Source organism: Helicobacter pylori (assembly GCF_011175115.1).
GTDB lineage: Bacteria > Campylobacterota > Campylobacteria > Campylobacterales > Helicobacteraceae > Helicobacter > Helicobacter pylori_DF.
Window position 1 is genome coordinate 525,940 of sequence record NZ_SHOW01000001.1, and the last position, 15,097, is coordinate 541,036.

Below are 15,097 nucleotides of genomic sequence, written 5' to 3' on the forward strand. Positions count from 1 at the left end.
TTTTTACTATTGTTATTTTCTTAGTAATGTTATAATCGCTTTATAAATCATACAAAAAGGATCGTTATGTTAGTTACTCGCTTTAAAAAAGCTTTCATTTCTTATTCTTTAGGTGCGCTTGTCGCTTCATTATTATTGAACGTGTGCAACGCTTCAGTGCAAGAAGTCAAAGTCAAGGATTATTTTGGGGAGCAAACCATAAAGCTTCCCGTTTCTAAAATAGCCTATATAGGGAGTTATGTAGAAGTGCCTGCCATGCTTAACGTTTGGAATAGGGTCGTGGGCGTTTCGGATTACGCTTTTAAAGATGACATTGTTAAAGCCACTCTCAAAGGCGAAGATCTTAAACGAGTCAAACACATGAGCACCGATCATACAGCCGCATTGAATGTGGAGCTTTTAAAAAAGCTTAGTCTTGATCTTGTGGTAACCTTTGTGGGCAACCCTAAAGCGGTAGAGCATGCGAAAAAATTTGGTATATCATTTCTTTCTTTCCAAGAGACAACGATTGCAGAGGCCATGCAAGCCATGCAGGCTCAAGCCACGGTCTTAGAAATTGACGCTTCTAAAAAATTCGCCAAAATGCAAGAAACTTTGGACTTTATTGCTGATCGTTTGAAAAATGTTAAAAAGAAAAAGGGCGTGGAACTTTTCCATAAAGCCAATAAGATCAGCGGCCATCAGGCCATTAGCTCAGACATTTTAGAAAAAGGGGGTATAGACAATTTTGGCTTGAAATACGTTAAGTTTGGGCGCGCTGACATTAGCGTGGAAAAAATCGTTAAAGAAAACCCTGAAATCATTTTCATTTGGTGGGTAAGCCCGCTTAGCCCTGAAGACGTGTTAAACAACCCCAAATTTTCCACTATCAAAGCTATCAAAAACAAGCAAGTTTATAAACTCCCCACAATGGATATTGGCGGGCCAAGAGCCCCGCTCATAAGCTTATTTATCGCTTTAAAAGCCCACCCTGAAGCCTTTAAGGGCGTGGATATTAATGCGATAGTCAAAGACTATTATAAGGTGGTTTTTGATTTGAATGATGCAGAGATTGAGCCCTTTTTATGGCATTAATTTTTAAAAAAAGGGCGATATTTTTTAGCCTTTCGTGTATCGCGCTAGGCTTAGAACAAGCCCTATAGCGATACAATTCGCTAGAAGCGAACTCCCTCCATAGCTCAAAAACGGCACCGCTAGACCTTTAACCGGAAGTATTCCTCCCACCCCAAAGGCGTTGATCACCAAAGAAAAACTGATGAGCAGCACCACGCCCACGCAAAATAGCGAATATTTTGGCTCTTTCAAGCGGTTAGCGATCCTAAAAATCAAAACGATCAAAACAGAAAACAAAATAAAACAAACGCATAACCCCAAAAAACCCCATTCTTCGGCGATCCCAGCTAAGACCATGTCCGTATGCACTTCGCTCAAAAACCCAAGCTTGATTTGCCCTAGCCCAAGCCCTTGCCCAAACAACCCCCCATTATGCATGGCATTGCCTGCATGAAAGACCTGATAGGATTCGGGCAAGTCGCTTATTCTAAGAGCGTTCGCTAATTTATCCGGCAAGAGCGTGAAAAGCGAGTTTTGCAAATTAGACCACCACAATTTCAAGCGTAAAATCCTATGCTCGCTTGTAACAATCGCTAAAACGCTGATCGCAAACGCCCCTGAAACAATCAAGCCAAACAAATGCGTGCTCCCCCCAGAAAAAACCAACAACACCGCTAAAACCGCCCCCAAAAGAACAATCTGCCCCAAATCGTTTTGCAAAACCCCTACCCCAATCGCTAAGGCTACAAATACCACTGAATAAGGCACAAAAGTGATGAGTTCTTCTTTAACATTAGCCTTTTCCTTTGCCACAAAGGTGCGAGACAAACTCCACGCAAGAAAAAAGGTGAAACCAATCTTTAAAAACTCCAAAGGCGCTAGAGAGAAAAACCCCAAACGAATCCAACGCTTCGCCCCCCCTGCGCTACTGGAAAGGCTTTCTGGCAAAAAAAACATGCCAATAATGAGTAATGGTGGGACAAAAAGAAGAAAAAACCCCAAACGGCTAAACCACTTGCTAGGATCCACCCTAGACAACCCCCACATGATAACAATCCCTATGATCGCACTCACAAGTTGGCGTATGAAAAAATGGAATTCCCCATAATGATACAGCACCACTGTGGTGTAAGTTGAGAGCGAATAGCTCATCAATACCCCCAAAAAAATCAATAGCGAAGCGCAAAAAAACAGGTTTCTGTCTGTAGTCATTAGGATTCCCTTATTTTGGTTTTTTGAATAGGCGTTATTTTAAGGTATTTTAGGGGTATTTTACACTATAATGGCTCTGAATTGGCTTATCGCTCAAGCTTAAGCATGCTTTGAAATTGATCGCATTCTTTAATGAAAAAGCGAGAAAAAAGCGAGCCGATTTTGGAATGCTTTTTGCATGCTATAAATTTGCAAGGGTTTAAAAAAGGGGTTTTGATGGATTTTTCTAAAGCGTTTGGGTTGGTTTATAAAGCGCTAGATTATAGGGCTTTAAGGCAGGATATGATCGCTTCTAACATCGCTAATGTGGACACCCCTTTTTACAGGCCAAAGGATTTGGATTTTGAAAGCGTTTTAGCGGAGAAAAAAGCAGAAATTTTTGAAAACCAATCCAGTAAAGTTTTGCCTTTAGCCCACACTAACCCTAGGCATTTAGACTTTGAAAATAGCGCTAAAGATGGGGCAAGCCTTTTTTTTAGAGACGGGCATTTGGCTAAAAATGATGGCAACAGCGTGGATTTAGACATTGAAACGAGTGAAATGGGCAAGAACTCTACCATGTATTTAGCCTTGAGTTCAGCCTTAAAAAAGTATCGAGGCGTGATCAATTACGCCATTGATTCCAGTAAGAATTTATAGTTAAGGGAAAGCATGTTTTTATCTTCTTTTGATATTAGCGGTTATGGTTTGTCCGCCCAACGCTTAAGGGCTAATTTGATTTCTTCTAATATCGCTAATGCTAACACCACGCGCACGAGCGAAGGAGGCCCTTATAGGAGGCAAGAAGCGGTGTTTAAGGCTTTTGATTTCAATGAGATTTTAAACCAAAAAATCGCTCAAAACAACCAAATTACCCCCTATGAAGACCCTTTAGATGAAGGCGATGAAGCCCCCTTAATCCCCATTACAAGCGTGGTGGTGGATAAGATTGTGCGCGATGATAACGAGCCTTTAATGAAATACGATCCCAGCCACCCTGACGCTAACGCTCAAGGCTATGTGGCTTACCCCAATGTGAATGCGGTGGTTGAAATGGCGGATTTAGTGGAAGCGACTAGAGCTTATCAGGCCAATGTTGCAGCCTTTCAAAGCGCTAAAAACATGGCACAAAACGCGATTGGCATGTTACAAACATGAACGATTTTCAACAATTTATGGTAGTATAAGAAAATTTAGGTAGTATTAGCCAAAGATCAGTAGAATACAAAATGAATAAAATATTTAATAGAGTTAAATTTTTAAAAAAGAGCTTAAGGAGGTTCTATGCAAGCCATACACAATGATAAAAGCTTATTGAGTCCTTTCTCTGAGCTTAACACGGACAACAGGACTAAAAGAGAAGAATCAGGTAACGCCTTTAAAGAACAAAAAGGTGGGGAGTTTTCTAAACTCTTGAAACAATCTATCAATGAGCTTAACAACACTCAAGAGCAATCTGATAAAGCCTTAGCGGATATGGCGACAGGGCAAATCAAAGACTTGCACCAAGCGGCTATCGCCATAGGGAAGGCTGAAACGAGCATGAAACTCATGCTTGAGGTGCGCAACAAAGCGATCAGTGCTTATAAAGAGCTTTTAAGAACGCAGATCTAGTCTCTTAAGTGGCGTCTCTTTAAATGATCGCTTGGTCTTTTTTAAAGAGAGTGTTTGTTGTTGCTACACCCCATTTTAACAGATTTTGCCATCAAAAATTCATGCTCTCATGCGTTGTGAAAAACCGAAGCTACGCCATTTTCAAGTAAGCGTTCATGGATAATAAAAACATTGATCCCAACTTCAACCCAGAGCAATTTCTAAAAATCCAAAGAGACAAGGGTGTGGTTACGGCACTAATCTTTTTATTGCTTTTTTTTATTTTTTTAATGGTGGCTTTTAAAAAAGCTTTTTTTGCCCAAGCCAACATGCCCACTTTGGTGATGATCAAACAAGACACCGCTACTAGGGGGACTATTTATAGTCAAGACAACTACAGCCTGGCCGCTTCGCAAACCCTTTTCAAATTGGGCTTTGATACAAGGTTTTTAAACCCGGATAAAGAAGATTTTTTCATTGATTTCCTTTCTATTTATAGCAATATCCCTAAAGAGTCCCTAAAAGACGCGCTCAATACGAAAGGCTACACGATTTTAGCTTACAATCTCACGCCCAATATGGCCGCTAATATTAGAGATTTGAATAAGAAATTTTTAGCCTTTGGGGTTTTTCAAAATTTCAAAGACGCGCATGATAAAGTGTGGCAAAAGCAAGGGTTAAACATTGAAGTGAGCGGCGTTTCTAGGCATTACCCTTATCAAAATAGCCTAGAGCCCATCATTGGCTATGTGCAAAAACAAGAAGAAGACAAACTCACTTTAACTACCGGTAAAAAAGGCGTTGAAAAATCTCAAAATCATTTGCTTAAAGCCCAACAAAATGGCGTAAAAACAGGCAAAAGAGACGTGAGTTTTAATTTCATTCAAAACCACTCTTATACAGAGGTTGAACGGCTTGATGGCTATGAGGTGTATTTGAGCATTCCTTTAAAACTCCAAAGAGAAATTGAAACCCTATTGGATAAAACTAAAGACAAACTCAGGGCTAAAGAAATCCTGGTGGGCATTATCAACCCTAAAAGCGGGGAAATTTTATCCTTAGCTTCAAGCAACCGCTTCAATCCTAATGCGATTAAAACCAGCGATTATGAAAGCTTGAATTTGAGCGTTGCCGAAAAGGTTTTTGAGCCAGGCAGCACGATTAAGCCTATTGTCTATTCCTTGCTACTAGATAAAAATTTAATCAACCCTAAAGAGCGCATTGATTTAAACCATGGTTATTACCAATTAGGAAAATACACCATTAAAGACGACTTTATCCCCAGTAAAAAAGCCGTTGTGGAAGACGTTTTGATCCAATCTAGCAATGTGGGCATGATAAAAATCAGTAAAAATCTCAACCCAGAGGATTTCTATAACGGGCTTTTAGGCTATGGATTTTCTCAAAAAACCGGCATTGACTTATCCTTAGAAGCCACAGGAAAGATCCCTCCTTTGTCCGCTTTCAAGCGTGAAGTGTTAAAGGGCAGCGTCTCTTATGGCTATGGGCTGAATGCGACTTTTTTGCAGCTTTTAAGGGCTTATGCGGTGTTTTCTAATGAAGGCAAATTGACTACCCCCTATTTAGTGCAACGAGAAACCGCCCCTAATGGCGATATTTACATCCCTAGCCCCAAACCCACTTTTCAAGTCATCAACCCAAAAAGCGCTAGAAAAATGAAAGAAACCTTAATCAAAGTGGTGCGTTATGGCACAGGCAAAAACGCTCAATTTGAAGGGCTATACATAGGGGGCAAAACAGGCACGGCTAGGGTTGCTAAAAACGGGAGTTATAGTGCGCAGTCCTACAACAGCTCTTTTTTTGGGTTCGCTGAAGATGAAAGGCAGGTTTTCACTATCGGCGTGGTTATCTTAGGCTCGCACGGCAAGGAAGAATATTACGCTAGCAAGATTGCAGCCCCTATTTTTAAAGAAATCACCGAAATTTTAGTGCGTTACAATTATCTATCGCCCTCTATTGCGATTCAAAACGCTTTGGAAAAAAACCGCTTTAAAATAAGATAAAAGGCTCTTTTTAACCCCAACTCCAAAGAAGAAGCTTTAGACTAACCATATATATAATGTTGAATAAATGATTAAAGTTTTTTTAATAGATGTTTAGCTTTTTAAGATAGCAAAAACGGATTTTCAAAAGGAATAAATTTTATCAATAAGAATTTTTGAGCTTTTTTAAAGGATCGCTCAAGCCAATTCAAAGGGATAAAAAGAGAGAGCGTTTTACTCCACTTAAAAGAGCGTGAATTTAAAGATAAGGAAAACTTGTATCAAGTTTGTTGGAATGGATACGAAAGAATCTGCTTAAATTAGATTGACTCTGTTTTTAAGTCCTAACCACCCATACCATGGCAAGCAAGGCTTGATGGCTTTTTTAAGCTCAAAGATCAAACCATTATAATACCGCTCATTTACTCATAGGATAAACCTTATTATCGCATGGCCTCCTTGGGCGTTTATCGTTGTAATCCTCATTAAACAAATCCCTCGTTTTTTCATGATCTTTAGTCATGATTCCTGCCAATGGCAACAAGGTATGCAATAAATCATCGCTCATGAAAGGCTTGTGTAAAGCTTCTTCAAAACTTTTTACCATTTGGGGGTGTTTTTGTTTAAATGTATCGCTCATATAGATTAAAAATGGGATTTCTACGCTAGCATTTGAGCATTCATGGGTATTAAAAGCGCTTGATTCAAACATGTCATCGCCATGATCGCTCAAGCAGATAACGAGACTATCCTTGTCTTTAAACAATTCAATCAAAGAATGCAAAACATAATCATTATAATAAACGCTGTTAATATAATCAGTTACAACTTGCTTATCAGCATTGTTTGTAACCCGCAAAGACTTGTTTTTTGAAAAGTAAGAAGTGTTGTTGAGATTGAAGCGGGAAAATTCTTTAGGAAAGTGGTTTTTATATTCAAAATGATTGCCAATCAAATGAAAAACAACAAAATTTTTACGCTTTTTACTCCCTCTCTCTCGTTATCATAATAGTGCTTGAAAAGAGCGGCTAGGTTTTCATCATAAGGTTTATCATTTTCTATATAAGTATCAAAACGCTTAGCCACTTGATAATAGCTATTGCCCCACATGAGTCCATAGCCTTTGAGAGGTGATCCAAACGCTTTTGTAATCGGTCAGTTTAAGGATATGGGCTAGATTTTTATACTGATACCATGCTTTTTGGTTGAGATTATCCCTATTGGCGTAAGTTAAAAGCATGGTGAAACTTTTATCCGTATAAAAAGCCGGGCTAATCACATTATCAAACGCTAAAAGCGAACCTTTTTCTTTTAAAGCGCTTAAATAAGGGGTTGTAGGGGCTTGATAGCCATAAACACCCATAAAATTTCTGTTCAAACTCTCGCCAAAAACCAACACCACATTTTCAATACTCCCTGTATTTTTGACTAAGTAATCTTTAGGGTAAGAAGCTTTTTCTAAAGCCTGACTGGAGTTGTGGCTTTCTCTCAAACTGCTAATATTCCTACCAAAATAATACGCTCCTTTAGCCAAAGCAATGTATTCCATCGTCCCATCAGCGTTCAACAACGCTTCATCTTCTTTATATTTTTTGATGGTTTTTATAGCGTGTGGCACTTCTACAATCAAAAATAAAACGCTTAAAATACTAGCCATTTTTTTAAAGGAATTGGTTTATTAGGAACGAGACTGAATAGTTTTAGAGAACCTATAGCTATTAAAATAAGCCCTATCACAAAATACCAATGCGGATAAACATAGGCATGGAGGAATTCTAAGCTCTCTTTATAATGCGTGGTGAATAAAATATTACCCAGCTCATTAGACAAAGGCAAATGAAAATAATACGAACCAAAAATATCTATACAGCTAAACACAATCCCTAAAAACAATATAAAACTTTTTAGGCTTTCTGTTACAAACCTGTTCTTAATAAAACTAATCGCATAATAAACAATAAAAAGCCATATAAAACTATACAAGAGCGCTTTAAAAATAAAACCAACGCTCACTGAAGAGAGAAAGCATGCTGAAAGCGCATTAAAAAGAATGAACACAAAAAATTTAGCGTCTAAAATCATCAAACCACTCCATTAAGAGATTAAAGTCAGCCCCACTTGAGCGAGTTTTCTCATATCAATTTCAATAAAAGTTTTTTGTCGTCATGCCTAGAAAATATGTTCCAATCATTCCCCTAATAAACGACTGACCATAAAAAGATTATAAGATACTCCTCCCCCCTTTTTTAAATTCAATGCACTTCGCTCCAAACTTTTCTTTTCCACGCGTAAGCCAAGAACGATAGCACCGCAAAGAAAATCATGATCTTAATCCCTAAAGTATTCCTTTCATGCTTTTTCCTATCGCCCGCTTTTTCCAAATAAGAAATGACTTGTTTTTGAGCTTTTTCACTCAACCCCACTCTAGGCATAGCCGTGCCAGGCAAAAGCTTTTGCGGATCGTTGATGAAAACGTTCAAGCCATGTTCACCCTTAGCTCTAATCATCATGGATAAATCAGGTGCATGAGAGCCTAAATAATTGGCTAAATCTTTAGGATCGCTAAAGGCCTTATCTTTCGCATAATCTAAGCTATGGCATCTTTGACAGCTTTGGGCAAACACTTCTTTATCGCTCAAACTTTTAGGCAAAATAGAAGTGAGATACGCCACAATATCGCTCAAATCTTGATCGCTGAATTGAGAAAACGCCGGCATAGGATAGGGCCTTTCATCGTTGAATTTATGGCTCAATTTCGCCGTTTTCACGGGGTCTTTGATGAAGTGGGCTAAGAAATTCGCGTTCAAAACCCCCGCCACATGGCTTAAATCCGGTGGCACGACCCCAAAAGAGTTGCTCGCACTAAGGCTGTCCATAGGGGCTGGAATGTTTTGGGATTTAATGCCATGGCAAGCGGTGCAATTTTCGGCTACAAGCTGTTTTCCTTTATTAGCGTCGCCATTTTTTAAATCAATCGGCTCTAAATCCTTGAAAGCAAAATCTGCCGGAGCGACTTTAGGGTGCATCACCGAATGCGCATAAGGCTCAACCCCATAATAAATCACGCCTATCACCACAATAAGGATGATTAGAATCTTAAATTCTTTCATCTAACACCCCCTTGTTTCTTGCTCTCAGCGATAGTGATAATGGGCAATACCACAAAGAAAAGGGCTAGGAAAGTGATTGAACCAAATAAGCCGATGTATTTACCAATCCCAAGCGGAGGCAATTTGCCATAGATCGTTAAAACAATCATATCAATAATTAAAAGCCAAAACCACACCATAAACGCCGGCCGTTTGTGCGCAGGAGCGACGACCGGGCTTCTGTCTAAAAAGGGCAGTAAAAAGAAAATCACTTGCGCCACGCCAAAGGCCATTAGCCCTAAATCAGCGCTAAAGAAAAAGCCCCTTAAAACTTCATAGCTCCACAAGAAATACCATTCAGGGTAAATGTGAGGCGGCGTTTTAAGGCTGTTAGCCCTTTCAAAGTTGATAGGATCCATCGCAAAATCATAGTGGTAACACACCAAGTAAAAGAAAAAGACCATGAACGCACAAACCACAAAAATATCTTTAGACAAGAATACCGGCCAAAAAGGAATGACTTTGGATTCTTTTTTCTTGCCTTCAATGAATTTTTTTTCTTCTAATTCAAAGTCAATTTCTTCGCCTTCTTGGTTATTGACATGCGGGATGCGTAAAGAATAAAAATGCACCCCAACAAGTAGAATGATCGCAATGGGCAGTAAAAACACATGGAGCATGAAAAAACGCGTTAAAGTGGAATCCGCCACAACATAATTGCCCCTAATCCACTCCACCACATCAGCCCCAATAAAAGGAATGCCTCCAAATAAATTCGTGATAACCGCTGCGGCCCAATAACTCATCTGCCCCCAAGGCAGCATATACCCGCTAAAGGCTTCCGCGCTAAAGACCACAAACAAAACCATCCCGCTAATCCAAATCATCTCACGACCCTTTTTGTAAGAGCCATAATAGATGCCAACAAACATGTGGATATAAATGATGACAAAAATCATGCTCGCTGCCGTGGCATGCATGTGGCGCCAAAGCCAGCCATAAGCCACTTCTTGCATGATGGTGAAATTCACGCTATCAAACGCCATTTTCGCATCAGGCTTGTAATACATGAGCAAGAAAATCCCTGAGATCACAAGCACGCCAAAAAGGGTCAATAAAATCACCCCCATCGCCCATAAAAAATTGATGTTTTTAGGGATCCAATATTCTGTCATTAGCACTTTAACAAGCTTGTTAGTGCCAAGACGCATGTCTAGCCATTCGCCTAAATTCTTCGCTTTTTTTATCTCTGCCATGGAACTCTCCTTACGCTTTAGCCATCATTTTCTTGTATTCAGCCCCGGCTTCACCAAAAGTGATTTTAGTGCCTTCAATTTTAAAGGGCGGAATATCAAAAGGGCGTGGAGGGGGGGTGCCGGCAATATTCACGCCATCAGAAGTGAAACGCCCCCCATGGCATGGGCATAAAAAGCCTTTTTCTTCATCTTGATAAGTGGGGATACACCCTAAATGCGTGCAAATTTGAATGGCTGTGGTAAAAACGCTCTCGCCAATTTTAAAATCGCGCCTTTCATTAAAGCCCTCTTTTTTAGAACGCTTGAGGATATAGACCGGTTTCCCACGCCATTCCACCGTGGAAAACTGCCCTTCTTGCATGTTCGCCACATCTATGGTTGTAAAACCGGCTGAAACAACGCTTGGGAGCGGATCCCAAGTCTTTTTCATCGCTACCAGACTCGCTATCGCCCCTATAGCTGTAACGCTAGCAAGGCTCATTCCTAAAAAATCACGCCTTTGAATATCTGCCATGATCAAAAACTCCTTAATGATAATTACCTTTTAACGACTAAAGGCCTAGCAAATCCCTATTTTACAACAAACTCTCTTAATAATTTTTTTAAAATAACAAAATTGAGACTAAAATCAAACGCTTTTAACGCCGTTTTAAAGAAATTTGAGCGCGCAAATGTTTCAAAAGGGTTTCTAAAATATCGTTATCGTCTTTGCTTGGGGCTTTCAGGCTTTCTTTTTTTTCATCGTTATAAGTAATAGTGATGTTCTGATTGAAATTAGAAAGTTTAATGATGCCAAGCTGGTTGGCTAAGATTTTAAGCGTAATGATTTGCAAAAATTGAGCGCTCAAATCGTCCATTTTACCAAACCTGTCTTCTATTTCTTCATGGATTTGCCCCACCTCATCTACATTTTCACACAAACTCAAACGGCGATACAAATCCAACCTCAAACTATCGCTTGCAATGAGTTCAGGGTTTAAAAAAGCGCTCACGCCAAGTTGGATTTCTACGCTTTTTTCAAGCCTTTTCTTCCCCCCACTCAATTCATAAATCGCGTCTTCAAGCATGCGCGTATAGAGCGCATAACCGATGTTTTTAATATGCCCACTCTGATCTTGTCCGAGCAAATTCCCACCTCCCCTGATTTCTAAATCATGATAGGCGATACTCTCCCCACTGCCCAAATACGAATTTTTTTCTAAAGCGAGCAAGCGTTTTAGGGCTTGTTCATTCAAGTTTTTTTGATCTTCTATGAGGAAATAACAAAAGCCTTCTTTTTTGCCTCTCCCCACACGCCCTCTTAATTGGTGCAAATCAGCCAGCCCGAAATTTTGCGCATTATCTATAATAATCGTGTTAGCGTTAGGCAAATGGATGCCCGATTCCACAATAGAAGTGCATAATAAAACCTGATAGTTCCCCTTAGCAAACTCTAGCATGACTTCTTCGCTCTCGTTAGCGTTAATCTGGGAATGCAAAATAGCGATTTTGAGTTTAGGGATCAACTCTTCTAGCTTGGTTTTGACTTTTGAAATGCTAGCGATGTGGTTATGGATGTAAAAAATTTGCCCGTTACGGCGTAATTCTCTATAAATAATCTCTTTTAAGAGTTCGTCATTCTTTTCTTTCAAAAAAGTGCGGCTGGGTTTTCTGTCTGTGGGCGGGGTTTTTAAAGAGCTAATGCCTTTAATTTGAGAGAGCGCCATGTTTAAAGTGCGCGGGATAGGCGTAGCGGACATGCTTAAAAAATGCACGCTTTTGCTCAATTCTTTTAAAGCTTCTTTTTGTTTCACGCCAAATTTATGCTCTTCATCCACCACTACCAAGCCCAAGTTTTTAAATTTCGCGCCTAAAATCGCATGCGTGCCTACAAGAACATCAACTTGCCCTAATTCCACCGCCTTTAAAAGCTTGTTTTTTTCGCTCGCATACCGATCCAAACGAGCCACCTTAACGCCAAAATTTTCAAAACGCACCCTTAAAGTCTCAAAATGCTGGTGCGCTAATAAAGTAGTAGGCACGACTAACGCGTTTTGAAAGCCGTTCAAAAACGCGCAAAAAATCGCATGCATCGCCACTTCTGTTTTCCCAAAACCCACATCCCCACTCAATAATCTGTCCATCACTCTCTTAGAGCTTAAATCCTTTGAAATTTCAGCGATAGCCTTTTCTTGATCGCTGGTGTATTCAAACCCCGCATGCGATTTAAAGACTTCCAACTCCGCTAAATGCACATCCATCTTTTTACCCAAGATCAAATTGCGTTCAGCCGCTAATTCAATGATCTTACTAGCAATCTCTAAAAGCTTAGTCCTGACTTTAGCTTTTAATTTGAGAAAGCTCCCTTTCCCTAGCCGGTCTTTAGCTGGCACGCTATCGCTTTGCGCCACATAGCGAGCGATGAGATGCAAGTTTTCTACCGGTAACAGCAGTTTGTCTTCGCCCAAATAAGCGATTTCTAAAAAATCCCTCTTGCTCCCTAAAACGCTGTGCTGGACTAATTGAGAAAACACGCCCACCCCGTAATCATCATGCACCACCCATTCGCCCGGATTCAATTCGTTCAAAGCGAGCTTGGATTTTTGGCGTTTTTTCTTCCTTTCAAAGGAATTGAGCGAGATAAAAATCCCATCAGGGGTTTTAAAGTTTAACACAAAGGGGGCGATGACGCATTCCATGCTGCTTTTTTCAATCGTGCCTAATACATTGTCTAAAATCGTTTTATTAGGAGCTAGGAGCGTGATTTTATGATTTGAATGCAAAGCGATAAAGCCTTCTAGGGCATGCGCATGGATTTCTAAATCTTCATAGCCTTGCGCGTTTTCTAAAACCTTTAAAAATTTGAAACGCTCATAATCCAATTCGTTTAAGCTCGCTAATTCTTGAATTTCTTCTAAAGCTCTAGGGCTTATAACGCTTTTATAAACGCTTAGCAAGTCTTGCGCTTTTTCTCCTAAAAACCACAAACCAAAACTGGTTAAATCTTTAGAAAAGCTATTTAAGGGGCTTTGTTCCACTTTTGTTTTCAGATCCTTATAAAATGGTTCGTCCAAACTAAAAAGCGTGGGGGGGATTTCAATTTCTAACAAATCTTCTTTAAGGCTCATTTGAGTGGTGGGGTCAAATTCCTTAATGCTCTCACACTCGGTGTCAAAAAAACTCAAGCGATACGCTTTAGAATTGGGCGCATAAATATCCACAATATCCCCCCTAAAGCTCGCTTCGCCTTCCACTTCCACTAAGTCTAAAATTTCATAACCATAATAAAAGAGCTTGTCTTTCAAATCCTTAAGGTTATATTTTTCTAAAAGAGTGATTTTAAAGCTTTCTAAAAGTTCTTTTTTAGGTAAAGGGTGCAATAAAGCGCTAATAGGGGCAATAATGATAACTTCTTGCTTGTTTTCTAAGGCTTGATAAAATTCCCTCAAAGCCCCTAAAAGCTGTAAAAATTCTTCAAAAAACGAACGCAAATCGTCGTTTTTTTTAGCCCTAAACTCCGGGAAAAGAATGGCTTTAATATTTGTCTTAAAATAGCTTATGACTTCTTTAGCGAGCTTGGATTCTTTAAAATCCTTACAAGCGAGTATTTGGTAATCAAAGCCTTTGTTTAAGGCTCTATAAAGACTAGATTGGATCATTCCCTATTTATTTTCAATTTTCTTTTCTTGCTCATTGATCAACAACGCCCCCCCTTGAATATTCTTAGGGCGAGTCTCCCCAATCAAAATCCCTTTCCTTTCCACCACAAGCTCTTGGCTAGAGACTTTACCATCAAGGCGTCCTAAAGGCATGATTTCTACCACTTCCGCCTCCACCGTGCCAGTGAACTTGCCATTGACCACTAATTTATTAGCAAAAATCTCACCCACTACCGAGCCGGTTTGTCCGATCACCACCGTGCTTTTAGAATGCACCACCCCCTCTAATTCGCCATCTACATGCAAATGGTAATCCAAATGAAGCTCCCCCTTTATTTTTGTGCCTTGAGCGATGATAGTCGCTGGTCCTGTTTTTGCATTAACCGATTTATTATTGTTATCAAAGATTGCCATCTGATGCTCCTTTCTTTATTGAAAACTTCTTCAAAATTTTTCATGTTCCATTTGGTGAAACTCATGGGGTTTATGGGCTGATTTAAAAACCGCACTTCATAATGCAAATGCGGCCCTGTGCTCATCCCTGTGTTACCACTATACCCAATCAACTGCCCTTTTTTGACAAATTCGCCCGTTTTTACGATGATTTTATTCAAATGGGCGTAGTAGGTTTTAAAACCAAAAGGGTGGAAAACTTTAATCAAATTCCCATACCCCCCATTCCACCCCTTGCTCGCTAACCCCACTACCCCGCTTGCACTCGCATACACAGGGGTGTTAATAGCGGTGCTTAGATCAAGCCCGGTATGGTTGTGCAACACATGCAAAATAGGGTGGATTCTTTTATTAAAGGCGGCTGAAACGCGCCGATAGGATTCTAGAGGGTAGTCATTAGGGATAAGGCGCATGATAAAGCTTTTTTGAAGCCCGGTAATCCCAGCGACATCCAGGCGGCTGGAAAAATTACTCTCTTCTTTTTCTTCAGGCCTATTCACCCCCACCACTTCTTCTAAATCGTTGATGCGCTCCCCTGAAAGTTGCAAATCGTCTAAAAATTCATCCATTTGCAAAGAAAGTTTTTCATTCGTTTCTTTTTTTTTCTCAAATTCTTTAGTGATTAGGGCATGCTGCTTTTCAATATTTCTAATTTCTTTATTTAAAACCAGTAATGAAACGCCTAAAAACAATAAAGATCCCACAACGCTCAACAGCGCATACAAGCCAATTTGACGGAATAAGATATGCACATTAATGTAACGGCTCCCTTTAGAGTCCGTAACCATCACAATCAAACGCCTATCCAAAAACACTAAAAT

Annotated in this window: 14 protein-coding genes and 1 pseudogene; 6 read left to right on the plus strand and 9 right to left on the minus strand. The window is 39.8% G+C overall.

The annotated features are described in order from the left end of the window. The first annotated feature begins 66 nt into the window (after positions 1-66). Positions 67-1,074, plus strand: a complete 1,008-nt coding sequence (locus EXS92_RS02525) for an ABC transporter substrate-binding protein (protein ID WP_165515447.1) — start codon at positions 67-69, stop codon at positions 1,072-1,074. A 24-nt stretch (positions 1,075-1,098) separates the two neighbouring features. On the opposite strand, the gene EXS92_RS02530 is transcribed toward EXS92_RS02525, so the two are convergent. Next, positions 1,099-2,265: an FtsW/RodA/SpoVE family cell cycle protein gene (locus EXS92_RS02530; protein WP_156577861.1), complete on the minus strand. Its 1,167-nt coding sequence runs from the start codon at positions 2,263-2,265 to the stop codon at positions 1,099-1,101. A gap of 216 nt (positions 2,266-2,481) precedes the next feature. Here EXS92_RS02530 and flgB point away from each other — a divergent pair, with 216 nt between their 5' ends. The 5 genes from flgB (at position 2,482) to EXS92_RS02555 (ending at position 5,861) form a co-directional block, all read left to right on the plus strand. Further along, on the plus strand, positions 2,482-2,904 hold the full coding sequence (flgB, locus tag EXS92_RS02535; protein ID WP_000347746.1) for a flagellar basal body rod protein FlgB: 423 nt from the start codon (positions 2,482-2,484) through the stop codon (positions 2,902-2,904). Positions 2,905-2,916: 12 nt separating this feature from the next. After that, a complete protein-coding gene (gene flgC, locus EXS92_RS02540; RefSeq protein WP_000480095.1) occupies positions 2,917-3,402 on the plus strand; it encodes a flagellar basal body rod protein FlgC in 486 nt (161 codons plus the stop codon). 126 nt (positions 3,403-3,528) lie between these two features. Then, positions 3,529-3,858, plus strand: coding sequence for a flagellar hook-basal body complex protein FliE (fliE, locus tag EXS92_RS02545; protein ID WP_001147916.1), 330 nt, complete (start codon positions 3,529-3,531; stop codon positions 3,856-3,858). Between the two features lie 23 nt (positions 3,859-3,881). Further along, a complete protein-coding gene (locus EXS92_RS02550) occupies positions 3,882-4,007 on the plus strand; it encodes a transcriptional regulator (protein ID WP_165515448.1) in 126 nt (41 codons plus the stop codon). 6 nt (positions 4,008-4,013) lie between these two features. Then, positions 4,014-5,861 carry a peptidoglycan D,D-transpeptidase FtsI family protein gene (locus EXS92_RS02555; protein ID WP_165515449.1) on the plus strand — a complete coding sequence of 616 codons (1,848 nt, stop codon included), beginning with the start codon at positions 4,014-4,016 and terminating at the stop codon, positions 5,859-5,861. 397 nt (positions 5,862-6,258) lie between these two features. Here EXS92_RS02555 and EXS92_RS02560 read toward each other — a convergent pair whose 3' ends face one another. From EXS92_RS02560 to csd1, 8 genes and pseudogenes are all read right to left on the minus strand, one after another. Beyond that, positions 6,259-6,795 carry a sulfatase-like hydrolase/transferase gene (locus tag EXS92_RS02560; protein ID WP_165515450.1) on the minus strand — a complete coding sequence of 179 codons (537 nt, stop codon included), beginning with the start codon at positions 6,793-6,795 and terminating at the stop codon, positions 6,259-6,261. Then, a pseudogene (locus tag EXS92_RS02565) lies at positions 6,792-7,922 on the minus strand (sulfatase-like hydrolase/transferase). The gene EXS92_RS02560 and the pseudogene EXS92_RS02565 overlap by 4 nt, the downstream one beginning before the upstream one ends. Before the next feature lie 170 nt (positions 7,923-8,092). Further along, a complete protein-coding gene (locus EXS92_RS02570; protein WP_078251466.1) occupies positions 8,093-8,950 on the minus strand; it encodes a cytochrome c1 in 858 nt (285 codons plus the stop codon). After that, positions 8,947-10,185 (minus strand): cytochrome b, encoded by a 1,239-nt coding sequence (locus tag EXS92_RS02575; protein WP_077642824.1) that lies wholly within the window; start codon positions 10,183-10,185, stop codon positions 8,947-8,949. The genes EXS92_RS02570 and EXS92_RS02575 overlap by 4 nt, the downstream gene beginning before the upstream one ends. A gap of 10 nt (positions 10,186-10,195) precedes the next feature. Next, a complete protein-coding gene (locus tag EXS92_RS02580; protein ID WP_000763659.1) occupies positions 10,196-10,699 on the minus strand; it encodes a ubiquinol-cytochrome c reductase iron-sulfur subunit in 504 nt (167 codons plus the stop codon). Positions 10,700-10,823: 124 nt separating this feature from the next. After that, a complete protein-coding gene (mfd, locus tag EXS92_RS02585; protein WP_165515451.1) occupies positions 10,824-13,823 on the minus strand; it encodes a transcription-repair coupling factor in 3,000 nt (999 codons plus the stop codon). Between the two features lie 3 nt (positions 13,824-13,826). Then, positions 13,827-14,237 (minus strand): bactofilin family protein, encoded by a 411-nt coding sequence (locus tag EXS92_RS02590; protein WP_033704949.1) that lies wholly within the window; start codon positions 14,235-14,237, stop codon positions 13,827-13,829. Next, a complete protein-coding gene (gene csd1 / locus EXS92_RS02595; RefSeq protein WP_165515452.1) occupies positions 14,156-15,091 on the minus strand; it encodes a peptidoglycan DD-metalloendopeptidase Csd1 in 936 nt (311 codons plus the stop codon). Before csd1 ends, EXS92_RS02590 begins: the two co-directional genes overlap by 82 nt. Positions 15,092-15,097: the final 6 nt, after the last annotated feature.